We start from the raw sequence: 13,803 nt of genomic DNA, 5'->3' as shown, positions 1-13,803 counted from the left end.
AGGACAGCCGTACCCCTATGAACACTGCGGACATCGCGCAGCGCTATCTCGCCTTCTTCGAGAAGAACGACCACACCATCGTCCCGTCCGCGTCTCTGGTCTCCGACGACCCGACCGTGATGTTCACGATCGCCGGCATGGTCCCCTTCGTGCCTTATCTCACCGGTGTGGTACCGGCGCCGTACCCGCGGGCGGCGGACCTGCAGAAGTGCATCCGCACGAACGACATCGAAGAGGTCGGCAAGACGGCCCGCCACGGCACGTTCTTCCAGATGCTCGGCAACTGGTCCTTCGGCGACTACTTCAAGGAAGGCGCGATCCGCTACGCCTGGGAGCTGCTGACCACCTCCGAGGCCGACGGCGGACTCGGATTCGCCGAGAAGGACATCTGGGTCACGGTCTACGAGACCGATGACGAGGCCGAGGCGCTCTGGCGGAAGATCGCCGGACTCCCCGCCGAGCGCATCCAGCGCATGGGCAAGGAGGACAACTACTGGCACACCGGCCAGCCCGGTCCCGGCGGTCCCTGCTCCGAGATCTACATCGACCGAGGCCCCGCGTACGGACGCGACGGCGGTCCGATCGTCGACGACAACCGGTTCACCGAGATCTGGAACCTCGTCTTCATGCAGGAGCTGCTCAGCGACGTCCGCAGCAAGGTCGACTTCGACATCGCGGGACCCCTGCCGAAGAAGAACATCGACACCGGGATGGGCCTGGAGCGCGTCGCCATGTTCAAGCAGGGCGTCGACAACATGTACGAGACCGACCAGGTGCGTCCGGTGCTCGACCGCGCCGAGGCGATCTCGGGCCGCACCTACGGGAAGCTCCACGAGGACGATGTCCGTTTCCGCGTCATCGCCGACCACGTGCGCTCCTCGCTGATGCTGCTCTCGGACGGCGTGAAGCCGTCCAACGAGGGCCGCGGATACATCCTGCGCCGGCTCATGCGCCGCACCGTCCGCGCCATGCGCCTGCTCGGTGTGGACGCTCCGACGTTCCCCGAGCTCTTCAGCGCCTCGCGCGACGCCATGAAGAGCGCGTACCCGGTGCTGGAGACCGAGTGGGACCGCCTGTCCGCGACCGCCGTGGCCGAGGAGGAGACGTTCCTGCGCACTCTCGCCCAGGGCTCGACCATCCTCGATCTCGCGCTGGACGAGACGAAGAAGTCCGGCGCCGCCACGCTCGCGGGATCCCAGGCGTTCCTGCTGCACGACACCTACGGCTTCCCGATCGACCTCACCCTCGAGGTCGCCGAGGAAGCAGGGCTGACCGTCGACCGGGGCGCGTTCGACGAACTCATGCGCGAGCAGAAGTCGCGCGCCAAGGCGGACGCCAAGAACCGCCGGCGCCAGCTCGCCGACGTGTCCGTCTACCGCGAACTGCGCGGACTCGGCGAGACGGTGTTCGACGGCTACTCCGAGCTCGAGACCGAGTCGACGGTGCTCGGCATCCTCGTGGACGGCCAGCCCGTGACGAGCGCCACCGAGGGTCAGGTCGCCGAAGTGATCCTCGCCGAGACGACGCTGTACGCCGAGTCGGGCGGCCAGGTCGCCGACAAGGGCGCGATCACGGGACCGGGCTTCTCGCTCGAGGTGCTCGACGTCCAGAAGCCCGTCCCGGGCCTCATCAGCCACACGGTCGAGGTGACCACCGGGACCGTGGCGGTCGACGACCGCGCCACGACCGTCGTGGACGCCGCGAACCGGCGCGCCGCACGGCAGGCGCACTCCGCGACCCACCTCGTCCATGCCGCTCTGCGCGACACGCTCGGCCAGGGCGCGACGCAGGCCGGATCGCTGAACCGCGCGGGCTACCTGCGCTTCGACTTCGCCTGGAACCAGGCGCTCTCCGCCGCGACGCGCACCGAGATCGAGGAGATCACGAATCGCGCCGTGCACGACGCCCTGGAGGTGACCACGCGCGTGGTCACCCTCGACGAGGCGAAGGAAGCCGGCGCCATGGCGCTGTTCGGCGAGAAGTACGGCGACGTCGTGCGCATGGTCGACATCGGCGGACCGTGGTCGCGCGAGCTCTGCGCGGGCACGCACGTGTCCACCAGCGCCGAGGTCGGACTGGTCAGCATCACCGCTGAGTCGTCCGTCGGCGCGTCGAACCGCCGGATCGAGGCGCTCGTCGGACAGGACGCCTTCCGCGAGCTCGCCGCCGAGCGCACGCTCGTGTCGCAGCTCACCGCGAGCCTGAAGACCCCGCGCGACCAGCTGGCCGAGCGCATCGCCGAACTCGCCGCGAACCTGAAGACCGCCGAGAAGCGGATCGCGCAGTTCGAGGCGAAGGAGCGCGAGGGGCGCGTCCCGGCGATCGCCGAGGCTGCCGAGCGCGTCGGCGCCTACCGCGTCGCCGCGCAGTCCCTCGGTGAGGTCGGGTCGGCCGACGACATCCGCGGGGTCGCGCTCAGCGTGCGCGACCGTCTGGGTGCGGATGCCGCGGTCGTCGCTCTCGGCGGCGTCGTGTCCGGACGGCCGATCGTCGTCGTGGCCACGAACGACGCGGCCCGCGCGGCCGGTGCCAAGGCCGGAGCGCTGGCCAAGCGCGCCGCCGGTGCCCTCGGCGGCGGAGGAGGAGGCCGCGACGACGTGGCGCAGGGCGGCGGCGCGGACGCCGCGGCGCTTCCGAGCGCTCTGGACGGCATCGTCGCGGAGCTGCGCGGCGCGTGAGCGGCTTCCGTCGCGGCGTCCGGCTCGGCATCGACGTCGGCAGAGCCAGAGTCGGCGTCTCCCGCTGCGACCCCGATGGCCTCCTGGCCGTTCCGGTCGAGACCGTGCGTCGTGACGACACGTCGATCGAGCGCCTCGCAGCACTCGCGCTGGAGCACGAGCCGTTGGAGTTCGTCGTCGGTCTTCCCGTGAACATGCAGGGCACCGACACGGCCTCGACGGCGGACGCGCGGGAATTCGCCCTGGCGCTGGCGCGCAGGACCGGCATCGCCGTGCGCCTCGTCGACGAGCGACTGAGCACGGTGTCGGCACACCACGCGCTCCGCGCCTCGGGCAGAACCCAGAAGAACTCTCGTAGCATTGTGGATCAGGTTGCGGCAGTGGTCCTGCTGCAGCAGGCGATCGACACCGAGAAGAGCACCGGTACCCCGGCCGGCGCCCCGGTCGATCTCGACGAGGAGACCAACTGACATGTCCCAGGGAGATCTGTTCGACAACCTCCCGGATCCGTCGACCGCGCATCCCACGGTCGACCAGACCCCTCCGGCGCCCGGATCGCGGCGCGCCGCACGGGAGGCCGCGCAGCGCGCGGGAGCCGCGGACACGGCGTCCGGCGCGGAGCGGACGAGCGAGCCGGTCGGGACGGCACCGCAGCAGGCGACCGCCGCCGGCCCCGAGCAGGCACCCGAGGCACCCGTGACCGCCACGCCCTCGTCGCCGTCCCCCGAACCCACCCTAGGCGGTTCGCTCGAGGATCTGTTCGCCCCGAACGCGGAGGATCACGGCACCGAGCCGAAGCGCCGGCGCCGCACGGGCTGCCTCGTCGCCCTCATCATCGTGCTCGTCCTGATCGGCGGATTGGCCGCCGGTGGAGTGTGGGTGTGGAACACCTATGGCGACCGGATCAGCGACGCCATGGGCTGGGGCGAGCCGAAGGACTACGCCGCCGGGGAAGCCACCGGCGAGGTGTTCGTCACGATCGAGGAGGGCTTCACCGGACAGCCGATCTCGCACGCGCTCTACGAGGCCGGCGTCACGAAGACCGAGGACGTCTTCTACGACATGCTCATTGCCGAGGGGCTGAACCCGAACTTCATGCCGGGCGTGTACCGGCTGCAGGAGCGGATGACCGCGGCCGCCGCACTCGAGGCCATCGAGAACCCGGAGAACCGGATGGAGCATTCGGTCGGGGTCGTGGAGGGAACGACCCTCAAGACGATCGTGCCGACCATCGCCGAGAGCCTGCAGCTGCCTCTGGAGGACGTCCAGGCCGCCACCGCCGACCCGTCCGCCTACGGCGTCGAGGCCGACACGCTGGAAGGCTGGCTGTTCCCCGCCGTCTACACGTTCGATCCCGGCGTGACGGCGACCCAGGTCGTCCAGGCCATGGTCGACCGCACGCGCGAGTCGCTCGCCGAGGTGGGCGTGCCCGAGGCCGACGCGCAGCGCATCCTGACGATCGCCTCGATCATCCAGCGCGAGGGACTCACGGCCGACTTCCCCAAGGTGTCCCGCGTGATCCAGAACCGTCTCCAGGAGGACAACCAGGAGACGCACGGGCTGCTGCAGATGGATTCGACGGCGCAGTACGGCTACGGCCTCACGCACGACGGTCCTGTTTCGGAGTGGGCCTGGAAGGACGTCGTCGGCGACCAGAACCCGTGGAACACGTATGCCCACCCGGGCCTTCCCGCCGGCCCGATCGCGACGGCCAGCCATGCGGCGATCGACGCCGCCATGAACCCGGTTGACGGTCCGTGGTACTACTTCGTGGCCGTGAACCTCGACACCGGGGAGACGGTGTTCTCCACCACCTACGAGGAGCAGCAGCAGGCCGAGCGGCAGTATCAGCAGTGGTGCGAGGACAACCCCGACAGCGGCTGCTACTGACACCCGGTGCCCGGTGACGAGACCCGACGCTTCCGAGAGGACGGTGCCCGCGTGACCCGAGGTTCGCGCCTGGCGGTGTGGGGCGATCCCATCGCGCACTCGCGCTCGCCCGCGCTGCACGCGGCCGCCTACGCGGTACTCGGCCTCGAGTGGTCGTACGAGCGCCTGCGCGTCGCGGAAGCCGCCTTCGCCGAGACCGTCGCCTCGCTGGACGACACCTGGCGCGGGCTCTCGCTGACGATGCCACTGAAGGAGGAGGCGTTCCGCGTCGCGGAATCGCACGATCGGCACGCCGAGCTGACCGGCGTCGTCAACACGCTGCTGCTCGGCGAGCGGATCGCGGGGTTCAACACGGACGTCGGCGGGATCGTCGACGCACTCGTCGAGCACGGCATCCACGAAATCGAGAACGTGCGGCTGCTCGGTGCGGGAGCCACGGCGGCGTCCGCGCTGGTGGCGATGGCCGACCTCGGCGCCCGGCGCGTGGAGGTCCGCGCCCGGCGGCCGGAGCGGGCGGAGCACCTTCGCGCCCTCGCCGCACGGCTGGACCTCGACCTCTCCGTCACGGCGTTCGCAGCGCCCGCCGGACAGACCGATCTCACGATCGCGTCGCTGCCCGGCGGCACGGTCCTGCCGGAGGACGTCGTGGCGCCGCTCGCCCGGAGCGGGGGATCGCTCTTCGACGTCGCCTACGCGCCGTGGCCGTCCGCTCTGGCGGCAGCGTGGGGCGAAGCCCCGACGATCTCGGGCCTGGGCATGCTGCTGCACCAGGCCGTCCGGCAGATCCGGATCTTCCTGCACGCGGATCCCTCTGCGCTCCTGCCCGATGAGCCGGCGGTGCTCTCCGCCATGCGCGCGGCCCTGTAGCGTCGTGCGTCACGCCGCACATCGCGGCCCGCAACCCGTGGGAGACTGGAGCAATGCTCCGCGTGCTGACGGCCGGCGAATCGCACGGCCCCGAACTCATCGCCGTCATGGAGGGCCTGCCCTCCGGTGTCCCCATCTCGCCCGAGCAGATCCAGGCGGATCTCGCTCGCCGCAAGCTCGGGTACGGCCGCGGCTCGCGGATGAAGTTCGAGCAGGACGAGCTGACGCTGTCCTCCGGCATCCGGCACGGCAAGACGCTCGGCAGCCCGATCGCGCTGCGCATCGGCAACACCGAGTGGCCGAAGTGGACCGAGGTCATGAGCCCCGAGCCCGTGGAGCTCACGGACCGGTCCCGCGGCCGCGGCGCTCCGCTCACCCGTCCGCGCCCCGGGCACGCCGATCTCGTCGGCATGCAGAAGTACGACTTCGACGAGGCCCGGCCGATCCTCGAGCGCGCCAGTGCCCGTGAGACCGCCGCCCGGGTCGCCCTTGGCGCCGTGGCGCGCGCGTTCCTCGCCGAGCTCGGCATCCGCCTCGTCAGCCACACGCTGTCGATCGGTCCTGTGCAGGTCCCCGAGGGTGCGGTCCTGCCGACGCCCGACGATGTCGCCGCGCTGGACGCCGATCCACTGCGATGCTTCGACCCCGAGACCTCGGCCCGTATGGTCGCCGAGGTCGACGATGCCAAGAAGGACGGGGACACCCTCGGCGGCATCGTCGAGGTCCTCGCGTACGGTCTGCCCCCGGGCCTCGGCTCCCACGTGCAGTGGGATCGCCGCCTGGACGCGCGGCTCGCACAGGCGCTGATGAGCATCCAGGCGATCAAGGGCGTCGAGGTCGGCGACGGCTTCGAGACGACGCGTCGGCGCGGCTCGGCGGCGCACGACGAGCTCTTCGCTGCCGACGACGGCATCACACGCTCCTCGGACAAGGCGGGCGGCACCGAGGGCGGCATGTCCACCGGCACCGTGCTGCGGGTGCGCGCCGGGATGAAGCCGATCGCGACCGTCCCGCACGCACTGCGGACGATCGACGTGTCCACGGGCGAGGCCGCCACGGCGCATCATCAGCGCTCGGACGTCTGCGCCGTTCCCGCGGCGGGGGTCGTGGCCGAGGCGATGGTCGCGATCGAGCTGGCCGGTGCCGTGCTCGAGAAGTTCGGCGGCGACAGCGTGGGAGAGACCCGCCGCAACCTCGCGGGCTACCTCGATGCGATCCCCGCCGAGCTGCGGACCGCTGCCTCCTCGGAGTCGGGCCTCGCCGTCGGCGATGAGTGACGTCCATCCGCCGACCGTCGTGCTCGTCGGCCCGATGGGATCGGGCAAGACGAGCATCGGGCGGCGTGTCGCGAAGCGCCTCGGCGTCGCCTTCATCGACACAGATCGCCGTGTCGTGGCGGAGCACGGCCGGATCGAGGACATCTTCGCGACGCACGGCGAGGAGCGCTTCCGCGAGCTGGAGCGCGCGGCCGTCCGCGCGGCTCTCGCCGAGGGCGGGGTCGTCTCGCTCGGGGGAGGCGCCATCACCGATGCCGGAACGCGGGAACTGCTGCGCGACCACCCCGTCGTCCTCCTCACGGTGAGCCGCGAGGCGGTCGCCGAACGCATCCGCGGCTCCGCGCGACCGCTGCTGGGCGGCGACGAGGACCCCGTCGAGCGCTGGGCGCGCATCCTGGAGGAGCGGCGGGACTGGTACGAGGAGGTCGCGACGGTCGTGTTCGACACCTCGCGGCGCCCGATGTCGCGCATCGCGGACGAGATCGCCGACTGGCGGAGAGGACTGTCATGACCGACACGACCATCAGCGTCACGGGGCAGAGCCCCTACGAGATCACCGTGGGGCGGGGCATCCTGGATCGGGTGTCCGGCGCCCTGGATCCTGCCGTGCGCAAGGTCCTCGTGGTGCATCCGCCGACCCTCGCGAGCCGTGCTGCGGAGCTGCGCGACCGGCTGCTCTCCGATGCGGCCGAGGGCCCGCGCGAGGTTCTGCTCGCCGAGATCCCGGACGCCGAGCAGGGCAAGCGCATCGAGGTCGCCGCGTTCTGCTGGCAGATCATGGGCCAGGCCGACTTCACCCGGACGGACGCCGTGATCGGCTACGGCGGGGGAGCGGTGACCGACCTCGCGGGCTTCGTCGCCGCCACCTGGCTGCGGGGCGTGCAGGTCGTCCAGATCCCCACCACCGTCCTCGGACTCGTCGACGCCTCCGTGGGCGGCAAGACCGGCGTCAACACCGCGGAGGGCAAGAACCTCGTCGGCGCCTTCTGGGCGCCCAGGGCCGTGATCGGCGATCTGGACGAGCTCGGCAGCCTGAGCGCGCACGAGGCCACCGCCGGGTACGCCGAGGTCGTCAAGGCCGGTTTCATCTGGGCTCCGGAGATCCTGGACATCATCGAGACGGATCCGGCGCGTGCGGTCGACACCTCGACGGACGAGTTCCGGCGCGCCGTGGAGCTCGCGATCGACATGAAGGCGAGGGTCGTCTCGGACGACTTCCGCGAGGCCGGTCAGCGGGAGATCCTCAACTACGGCCACACGCTCGGCCACGCCATCGAGCACGCCGAGAGGTACCGCTGGCGCCACGGGGCCGCGATCTCGGTCGGGATGCTCTTCGCCGCCGAGCTGTCGCGCCTCGCGGGAAGGCTGCCGGATGCCGCGGCCGAACGACACCGCACCATCCTGGAGTCCCTCGGCCTGCCGACGGGTTACCGGGCGGGAGCCTGGCCTCAGCTTCTGGCGACCATGCAGCGCGACAAGAAGACCCGTGGCGGGATGCTGCGGTTCATCGTGCTCGACGAGATCGCCAAGCCGACCGTGCTGCAGGCGCCGGACGAGTCCCTCCTGTTCGCCGCGTACCAGGAGGTCGGCGAGTGACCTACGTGGTCCGGCGGGTCTGCGAGCACGAATGGCGCGAGGTCCGGGACCTGCGTCTCGAGGCCCTTCGCGATCCGGCGGCGCCGATCGCGTTCCTCGACACGGTCGACGCCGCCCTGCTGCGCCCCGACGGGTTCTGGCAGGAGCGTGCGGCGGGCGCCGCATCGACGGACACGGCTGCGCAGTTCGTCGCGATCGATGAAGGCGCCTGGGTCGGCTCGGTCTCCGTGCTGCGCCGACGGCCCGGAGACCGCGACGCGCACGGCCGGATCCTCGACGAGCCGCGCAGCGACGTCGTCGGGGTCTACGTGCGCCCCGACCACCGCGGCCGAGGGATCATCGACGACCTGCTCGCGGCCGCGTCGGGCTGGGCCGGCTCCCACGGCGACGCCTCGTTGGCGTTGGAGGTCCATGCCGACAACGCGCGCGCGCAGGCCGCGTATCGGCGCGGCGGCTTCCGCCCGACCGGGCACCGATTCGAGGGTCCCATCGGACCCGAACTCGAGATGGCGCGGCCTCTGGGCGGGGATAGGCTGTCGGCGTGACCGCCCCCCGACGCCTGCTCCTCGTGAACGGCCCGAACCTGAACCTGCTCGGCACGCGCGAGCCCGCCGTCTACGGCGCGCAGACGCTGGCGGACGCCGAACGGCTCGCCCGCGATGCGGCCGCCGCCGCCGGCTTCGAGATCCGCGCGATCCAGAGCAATCACGAGGGCGTGCTCATCGACGCGATTCACGCGGCCCGTGAGGACTGCGCGGGGATCGTCATCAATCCCGGCGGACTCACGCACACCTCCGTCTCGCTGCGAGACGCCCTCACCGGCGTCGCGCTCCCGTTCGCGGAGGTCCACGTCTCGGACGTCCACGCCCGTGAGCGGTTCCGTCACTTCTCCTACCTCGAGGACGTCGCGGCGGTCCGCGTGATCGGGGAGGGCGTCGACGGCTACGCGAACGCCGTGCGGCAGCTGACCGCGCTGATCCCTTAGAATCGACTGTCGGCCGCGTGAGCGCGGCCCCGCACACCTCGACACGAAACGGAACCCGCTTCTCATGGCATCCACCGCAGACATCAAGAACGGCGTCGTCATCAACATCGATGGCCAGCTCTGGAGCGTGGTGGAGTTCCAGCACGTCAAGCCCGGCAAGGGCGGCGCGTTCGTGCGCACCAAGCTGAAGAACGTCGTCACCGGCAAGGTCGTCGACAAGACCTACAACGCGGGCACGAAGATCGAGCTCGAGAACGTCGACCGCCGCGACTTCACGTACCTGTACACCGACGGCGACGGGTTCGTCTTCATGGACACGAGCGACTACGACCAGATCACGGTGGGCGCCGCGACCGTTGGCGACGCGAAGAACTTCCTGCTGGAGAACCAGCAGGTCACGATCGCCACCAACAACGGCAACCCGCTCTACATCGACCTGCCGGCATCCGTCATCCTCGAGGTGACCTACACCGAGCCCGGCCTGCAGGGCGACCGTTCCTCGGCCGGCACCAAGCCGGCCACGGTCGAGACCGGATACGAGATGCAGGTCCCGCTCTTCGTCGAGACCGGAACGAAGATCAAGGTCGACACCCGCACGGGTGAGTACCTCGGTCGCGAGAAGTAAGGCGTGAGCGCCCGGACTAAGGCGCGCAAGCGCGCACTCGACATCCTGTTCTCCTCGGACGTCCGCGGAGACGCGATCCCGGTGACCCTGGCGGCGGAGGCCAAGCGGGCCGCCAGCGAGCCCGCCCGCGAGGCGAGCTGGCTGTACGCGCGCGAGATCGCCGACGGCATCGTCGACCACCAGGACGAGATCGACGAGCAGATCACCACGCACAGCCGCGACTGGAAGCTCGAGCGGATGCCCGCCGTCGACCGCGCGCTGCTGCGCATCGCGGTGTGGGAGATCCTCTACAACGACGAGGTTCCCACCGCTGTCGCGATCGACGAGGCCGTGGAACTCGCCAAGGAGTTCTCGACCGACGAGTCCGGCGCCTTCGTGCACGGCGTGCTCGCCCGCATCGCGCGAGCGGGCTGACGTCGTCGGCCGGCATCCGGTGTCGATGTCGGATGCCGCGGGAAGGATGGTGCCCATGACTGCGCCGTTCGTCCCGGAGCGCGACATCCTCGCGCACACGGACCGCGGGGGCTTCGACCGAGGTCACGCCTATGCGCGCACGGGTCGGGTGCTCTACGCCATCTGGGATGACGCGCGCCGGCGGATCAACGGGCAGGTGTCCGGCTCCCGGGGCATGCCCTACAGCTGCGCGATCGAGTTCGCCGACGACGACCGGATCGCCTCCAGCCGGTGCGCGTGCCCCGTGCGCACCGCGTGCAAGCACGTCGTGGCGGTGCTGCTGGCCAGCAACGACAAGGTCGCACTCCCGACGGACACGGCGCCGCCGGTCCGGGCCCGACCGCCCGTCTGGCGGACCCTGCTGGCAGGGGTGCCCCAGACGCCGCCTGCCGGACCCCTGGCTCTCGGGATCGAACTCCGGCGCCGCCCGGCCCAGGGCGTGCACCAGTGGGCACCTCGTCCCGTGGTGGCCGCCCACCCGCGTGACCTTGTGAAGGACCCGGGCGAGGTGCTCCTCGCCGTCCGGCCGCTCATGCGCAGCGCGTCGACCGGGAACTGGATCCAGGGCGATGCGGGATGGGACACGCTCCGTCGCTCCGTCGGACGCTTCGCACCGGATCAGGTGCGCTGGTTCACCGATCTGCTGAGCATCGCCCGCGAGTCGCTGCTGTCCGGGACCGCAGGGGACTGGATCCTTCTGGACCACGTCGCGTCGCGCCTGCTCTGGGCGCATCTCGCCGAGGCGTCCGAGCTCGGCATCGATCTCGTCGCGACGCAGAAGCACACCGATGTCCGCATGTCCTCGCACGCCGAGGTCGGCGCAGAGATCCACGGCGACGAGGAGGCGCTGCTGCTCGACAGCCGCGTGTACATCGACGGTGTGCCGCAGGATTCCCGCCAGGTCCGCCCGATCGGTCGATCCGGGGTGTACGCATGGGAGGTCGTCGGCGCGCGCATCCGGCTGACCCTTGCTCCGGTGGAACTCACGCCCATGATGCACACGCTGCTGACCCGACCGGGGAGCATCGAGGTGCCCGCCGAGGAGCGCGACGACTTCCTGGCCGAGGCGTACCCGCACCTCGTGCGGCAGGTCCCGGTGCAGGCGAGCGACGAGATCGCGCTCCCGGCGCCCCCGGAACCGCGGGCGGTGATCTCAGTCGACTACCAGGCGGGGCACGTCCTCACGCATTCCCTGCAGTGGGACTACGAGGGTTTCGGTCGTTTCGCCCCGGAGCCTTCGCCCGACGCGGTGCGCGACGCCGCGGGCGAGGCACGCCTGCTCGAGGCGCTGCGCGAGGCGTGGGAACCGCTCACCGAGATGCCGTTCGCCGTGCAGGCGGAACGGCGCGATGCCGATGCCGCCGAGTTCGTGTCGCGGATCGTTCCCGCTCTCGAGGCGGCCGGGGCGGTCATCGAGACCCGCGGCAAGCCGCAGGCGTACCGGGAGCTCACGGGCGACCCGCTGATCACGGTCTCCACCGTCGAGACGACGTCGACGGACTGGTTCGACCTGGGCATCCTGGTGTCCATCGACGGGCGCACGATCCCCTTCGAACCGCTGTTCACGGCTCTCGCCCTGCGCCGGTCCAAGCTCCTGCTCGTGGACGGCAGCTACTTCTCGCTCGCGCACCCCGCGCTGCAGCGGCTGCGGGACCTGCTCGACGAGGCGGCCGAGCTCGCCGAGTGGGAGAGCGGCCCCCGGATCAGCCGTCACCAGATCGCGCTGTGGGAGGAGTTCGAGGACCTCGCGGACGAGGCTCAGCCCGCCGTGAGCTGGCGGGCCACCGCCGAGGGTCTGCGGTCCGCCGACAGCGTGCCGGCGACCGAGACCCCTGCCGGTCTCCGCGCGCTGCTGCGGCCGTACCAGCAGGCGGGGTTCGACTGGCTCGCGTTCCTGTGGCGTCACCGGCTCGGCGGAATCCTGGCCGACGACATGGGCCTGGGCAAGACGCTCCAGCTGCTGACGCTCATCCTGCACATGCGGGAGCAGGGGGAGCAGCGCCCCGTCCTCGTCGTAGCACCGACCTCGGTGCTCGGCACCTGGCAGGACGAGGCGACCCGGTTCGCGCCCGATCTGACAGTGCGGCTCCTCGATGGCACGAGCGCGAAACGCGGGCAGAGCGTCGCAGAGGCGGCGGCATCGGCAGACGTCGTGGTGACCTCCTACACCGTGACGCGGCTCGACCAGGACGAGTACGCCGCAGTGGAGTGGGCCGCGCTGATCCTCGACGAGGCGCAGTTCGTCAAGAACCCCGCCACACAGCAGCATCGTGCCGTCGCCGCCCTCCGTGCGGATGTGACGTTCGTCGTGACGGGCACGCCGCTGGAGAACAGCCTGTCCGAGCTGTGGGCGCTGCTGCGGCTGGCCGCTCCGGGCCTGTTCCCGTCGGCGCGCCGGTTCCGGCAGGAATACATCCAGCCGATCGAACAGGGCAAGGTCCCCGAGAACGAGGAGGGTGCGCCCTACCGCCGGCGCCGGCTGGAGCGACTGCGCCGCCGCATCCGTCCGCTGCTGCTGCGCCGCACGAAGGAGCTCGTCGCGGACGATCTGCCGCCCAAGCAGGAGCAGGTGCTGCATGTCGACCTGAGTCCCCAGCACCGCGCCCTGTACGACACCGTGCTCCAGCGCGAGCGGCAGAAGGTCCTCGGCCTGCTCCAGGATCTCGACCGCAATCGATTCATCGTCTTCCGCTCCCTCACCATGCTGCGGATGCTGAGTCTGGCACCGGTGCTCATCGATCCGGAGGACGCGGCGATCGGCTCCGCGAAGCTCGACGTGCTGCTCGAACGCGTCCAGGAGCTGCAGGCGGAGGGGCACCGGGCCCTCGTCTTCAGCCAGTTCACGTCGTTCCTCGGACTGGCCGCCGAGCGCCTGGCGGAGGCGGGCGTCCCCGCCGTCTATCTGGACGGTTCGACGCGTGATCGGCACGCCGTGATCGAGGACTTCCGCTCCGGCGATCAGCCGGTGTTCCTGATCAGCCTGAAGGCCGGCGGGTTCGGCCTCACGCTCACCGAGGCCGACTACGTCTTCCTGCTGGATCCGTGGTGGAATCCCGCCGCCGAGGCGCAGGCGGTCGACCGCGCCCACCGCATCGGCCAGCGCGAGCAGGTCTTCGTGTACCGGATGATCGCGACGGGGACGGTCGAGGAGAAGGTCCTCGCGCTGCAGCAGCGCAAAGCGCGCCTGTTCACGGCCGTGATGGACGACGAGCAGCTGTTCGCGCAGTCCCTGAGCGCCGAGGACATCCGCGGCCTCTTCGAAGACTGATCCGAGGCGTGTTACGGGGGTGTGACGACGCCCTCACCCCAGAGGCGTCCCCGGGTGACGCAGAAGTGATCGGGCGGTAATCGGCCACGCGTCCGGCCGAAACACCGTACTCCTATCGTCGGTCGCGTACCGTCCGGACGACCGGACCCACCGGACCCAGGAGA

The 13,803-nt window shown here is 70.8% G+C and carries 12 protein-coding genes; all 12 read left to right on the top strand.

Annotated elements, in window-relative coordinates; genetic code table 11:
• The first annotated feature begins 17 nt into the window (after positions 1-17).
• The 12 genes from alaS (at position 18) to AC3RXZ_RS02135 (ending at position 13,639) form a co-directional block, all read left to right on the top strand.
• Positions 18-2,678, top strand: coding sequence for an alanine--tRNA ligase (gene alaS, locus AC3RXZ_RS02190; RefSeq protein ID WP_491493038.1), 2,661 nt, complete (start codon positions 18-20; stop codon positions 2,676-2,678).
• The gene (gene ruvX / locus AC3RXZ_RS02185) at positions 2,675-3,148 is read left to right on the top strand and encodes a Holliday junction resolvase RuvX (protein WP_491493037.1); all 474 of its coding nucleotides are present in this window, start codon (positions 2,675-2,677) and stop codon (positions 3,146-3,148) included. The genes alaS and ruvX overlap by 4 nt, the downstream gene beginning before the upstream one ends.
• 1 nt (position 3,149) lies before the next feature.
• Positions 3,150-4,568: an endolytic transglycosylase MltG gene (gene mltG, locus AC3RXZ_RS02180; RefSeq protein WP_491493036.1), complete on the top strand. Its 1,419-nt coding sequence runs from the start codon at positions 3,150-3,152 to the stop codon at positions 4,566-4,568.
• Between the two features lie 51 nt (positions 4,569-4,619).
• Positions 4,620-5,435, top strand: a complete 816-nt coding sequence (locus AC3RXZ_RS02175) for a shikimate dehydrogenase (RefSeq protein ID WP_491493035.1) — start codon at positions 4,620-4,622, stop codon at positions 5,433-5,435.
• 53 nt (positions 5,436-5,488) lie between these two features.
• Positions 5,489-6,712: a chorismate synthase gene (gene aroC / locus AC3RXZ_RS02170; RefSeq protein WP_243225638.1), complete on the top strand. Its 1,224-nt coding sequence runs from the start codon at positions 5,489-5,491 to the stop codon at positions 6,710-6,712.
• Positions 6,705-7,223 (top strand): shikimate kinase, encoded by a 519-nt coding sequence (locus AC3RXZ_RS02165; RefSeq protein ID WP_491493034.1) that lies wholly within the window; start codon positions 6,705-6,707, stop codon positions 7,221-7,223. The genes aroC and AC3RXZ_RS02165 overlap by 8 nt, the downstream gene beginning before the upstream one ends.
• On the top strand, positions 7,220-8,308 hold the full coding sequence (aroB, locus tag AC3RXZ_RS02160; protein WP_491493033.1) for a 3-dehydroquinate synthase: 1,089 nt from the start codon (positions 7,220-7,222) through the stop codon (positions 8,306-8,308). The genes AC3RXZ_RS02165 and aroB overlap by 4 nt, the downstream gene beginning before the upstream one ends.
• Positions 8,305-8,853 carry a GNAT family N-acetyltransferase gene (locus AC3RXZ_RS02155; protein WP_491493032.1) on the top strand — a complete coding sequence of 183 codons (549 nt, stop codon included), beginning with the start codon at positions 8,305-8,307 and terminating at the stop codon, positions 8,851-8,853. The genes aroB and AC3RXZ_RS02155 overlap by 4 nt, the downstream gene beginning before the upstream one ends.
• On the top strand, positions 8,850-9,293 hold the full coding sequence (locus AC3RXZ_RS02150; protein ID WP_491493031.1) for a type II 3-dehydroquinate dehydratase: 444 nt from the start codon (positions 8,850-8,852) through the stop codon (positions 9,291-9,293). Before AC3RXZ_RS02155 ends, AC3RXZ_RS02150 begins: the two co-directional genes overlap by 4 nt.
• Before the next feature lie 64 nt (positions 9,294-9,357).
• Entirely contained in the window at positions 9,358-9,918 is a 561-nt protein-coding gene (efp, locus tag AC3RXZ_RS02145; protein WP_243225643.1) for an elongation factor P, read from the top strand.
• Positions 9,919-9,921: 3 nt separating this feature from the next.
• The gene (gene nusB / locus AC3RXZ_RS02140; RefSeq protein WP_243225644.1) at positions 9,922-10,332 is read left to right on the top strand and encodes a transcription antitermination factor NusB; all 411 of its coding nucleotides are present in this window, start codon (positions 9,922-9,924) and stop codon (positions 10,330-10,332) included.
• Positions 10,333-10,387: 55 nt separating this feature from the next.
• Positions 10,388-13,639 (top strand): DEAD/DEAH box helicase, encoded by a 3,252-nt coding sequence (locus AC3RXZ_RS02135; RefSeq protein WP_491493030.1) that lies wholly within the window; start codon positions 10,388-10,390, stop codon positions 13,637-13,639.
• The last annotated feature ends 164 nt before the right edge of the window (positions 13,640-13,803 follow it).

It is taken from the genome of Microbacterium cucumeris, assembly GCF_058349845.2.
The sequence above is the reverse complement of the archived record's forward strand: the minus strand, read 5'-3'. Positions and strand labels throughout refer to the sequence as shown.

Excerpts from the sequence above, each read along its gene's own strand:
- aroC (WP_243225638.1), top strand. The coding sequence starts at position 5,489 with ATGCTCCGCGTGCTGACGGCCGGCGAATCGCACGGCCCCGAACTCATC.
- aroB (WP_491493033.1), top strand. The coding sequence starts at position 7,220 with ATGACCGACACGACCATCAGCGTCACGGGGCAGAGCCCCTACGAGATC.
- AC3RXZ_RS02165 (WP_491493034.1), top strand. The coding sequence starts at position 6,705 with ATGAGTGACGTCCATCCGCCGACCGTCGTGCTCGTCGGCCCGATGGGA.
- efp (WP_243225643.1), top strand. The coding sequence starts at position 9,358 with ATGGCATCCACCGCAGACATCAAGAACGGCGTCGTCATCAACATCGAT.
- alaS (WP_491493038.1), top strand. The coding sequence starts at position 18 with ATGAACACTGCGGACATCGCGCAGCGCTATCTCGCCTTCTTCGAGAAG.
- AC3RXZ_RS02135 (WP_491493030.1), top strand. The coding sequence starts at position 10,388 with ATGACTGCGCCGTTCGTCCCGGAGCGCGACATCCTCGCGCACACGGAC.
- mltG (WP_491493036.1), top strand. The coding sequence starts at position 3,150 with ATGTCCCAGGGAGATCTGTTCGACAACCTCCCGGATCCGTCGACCGCG.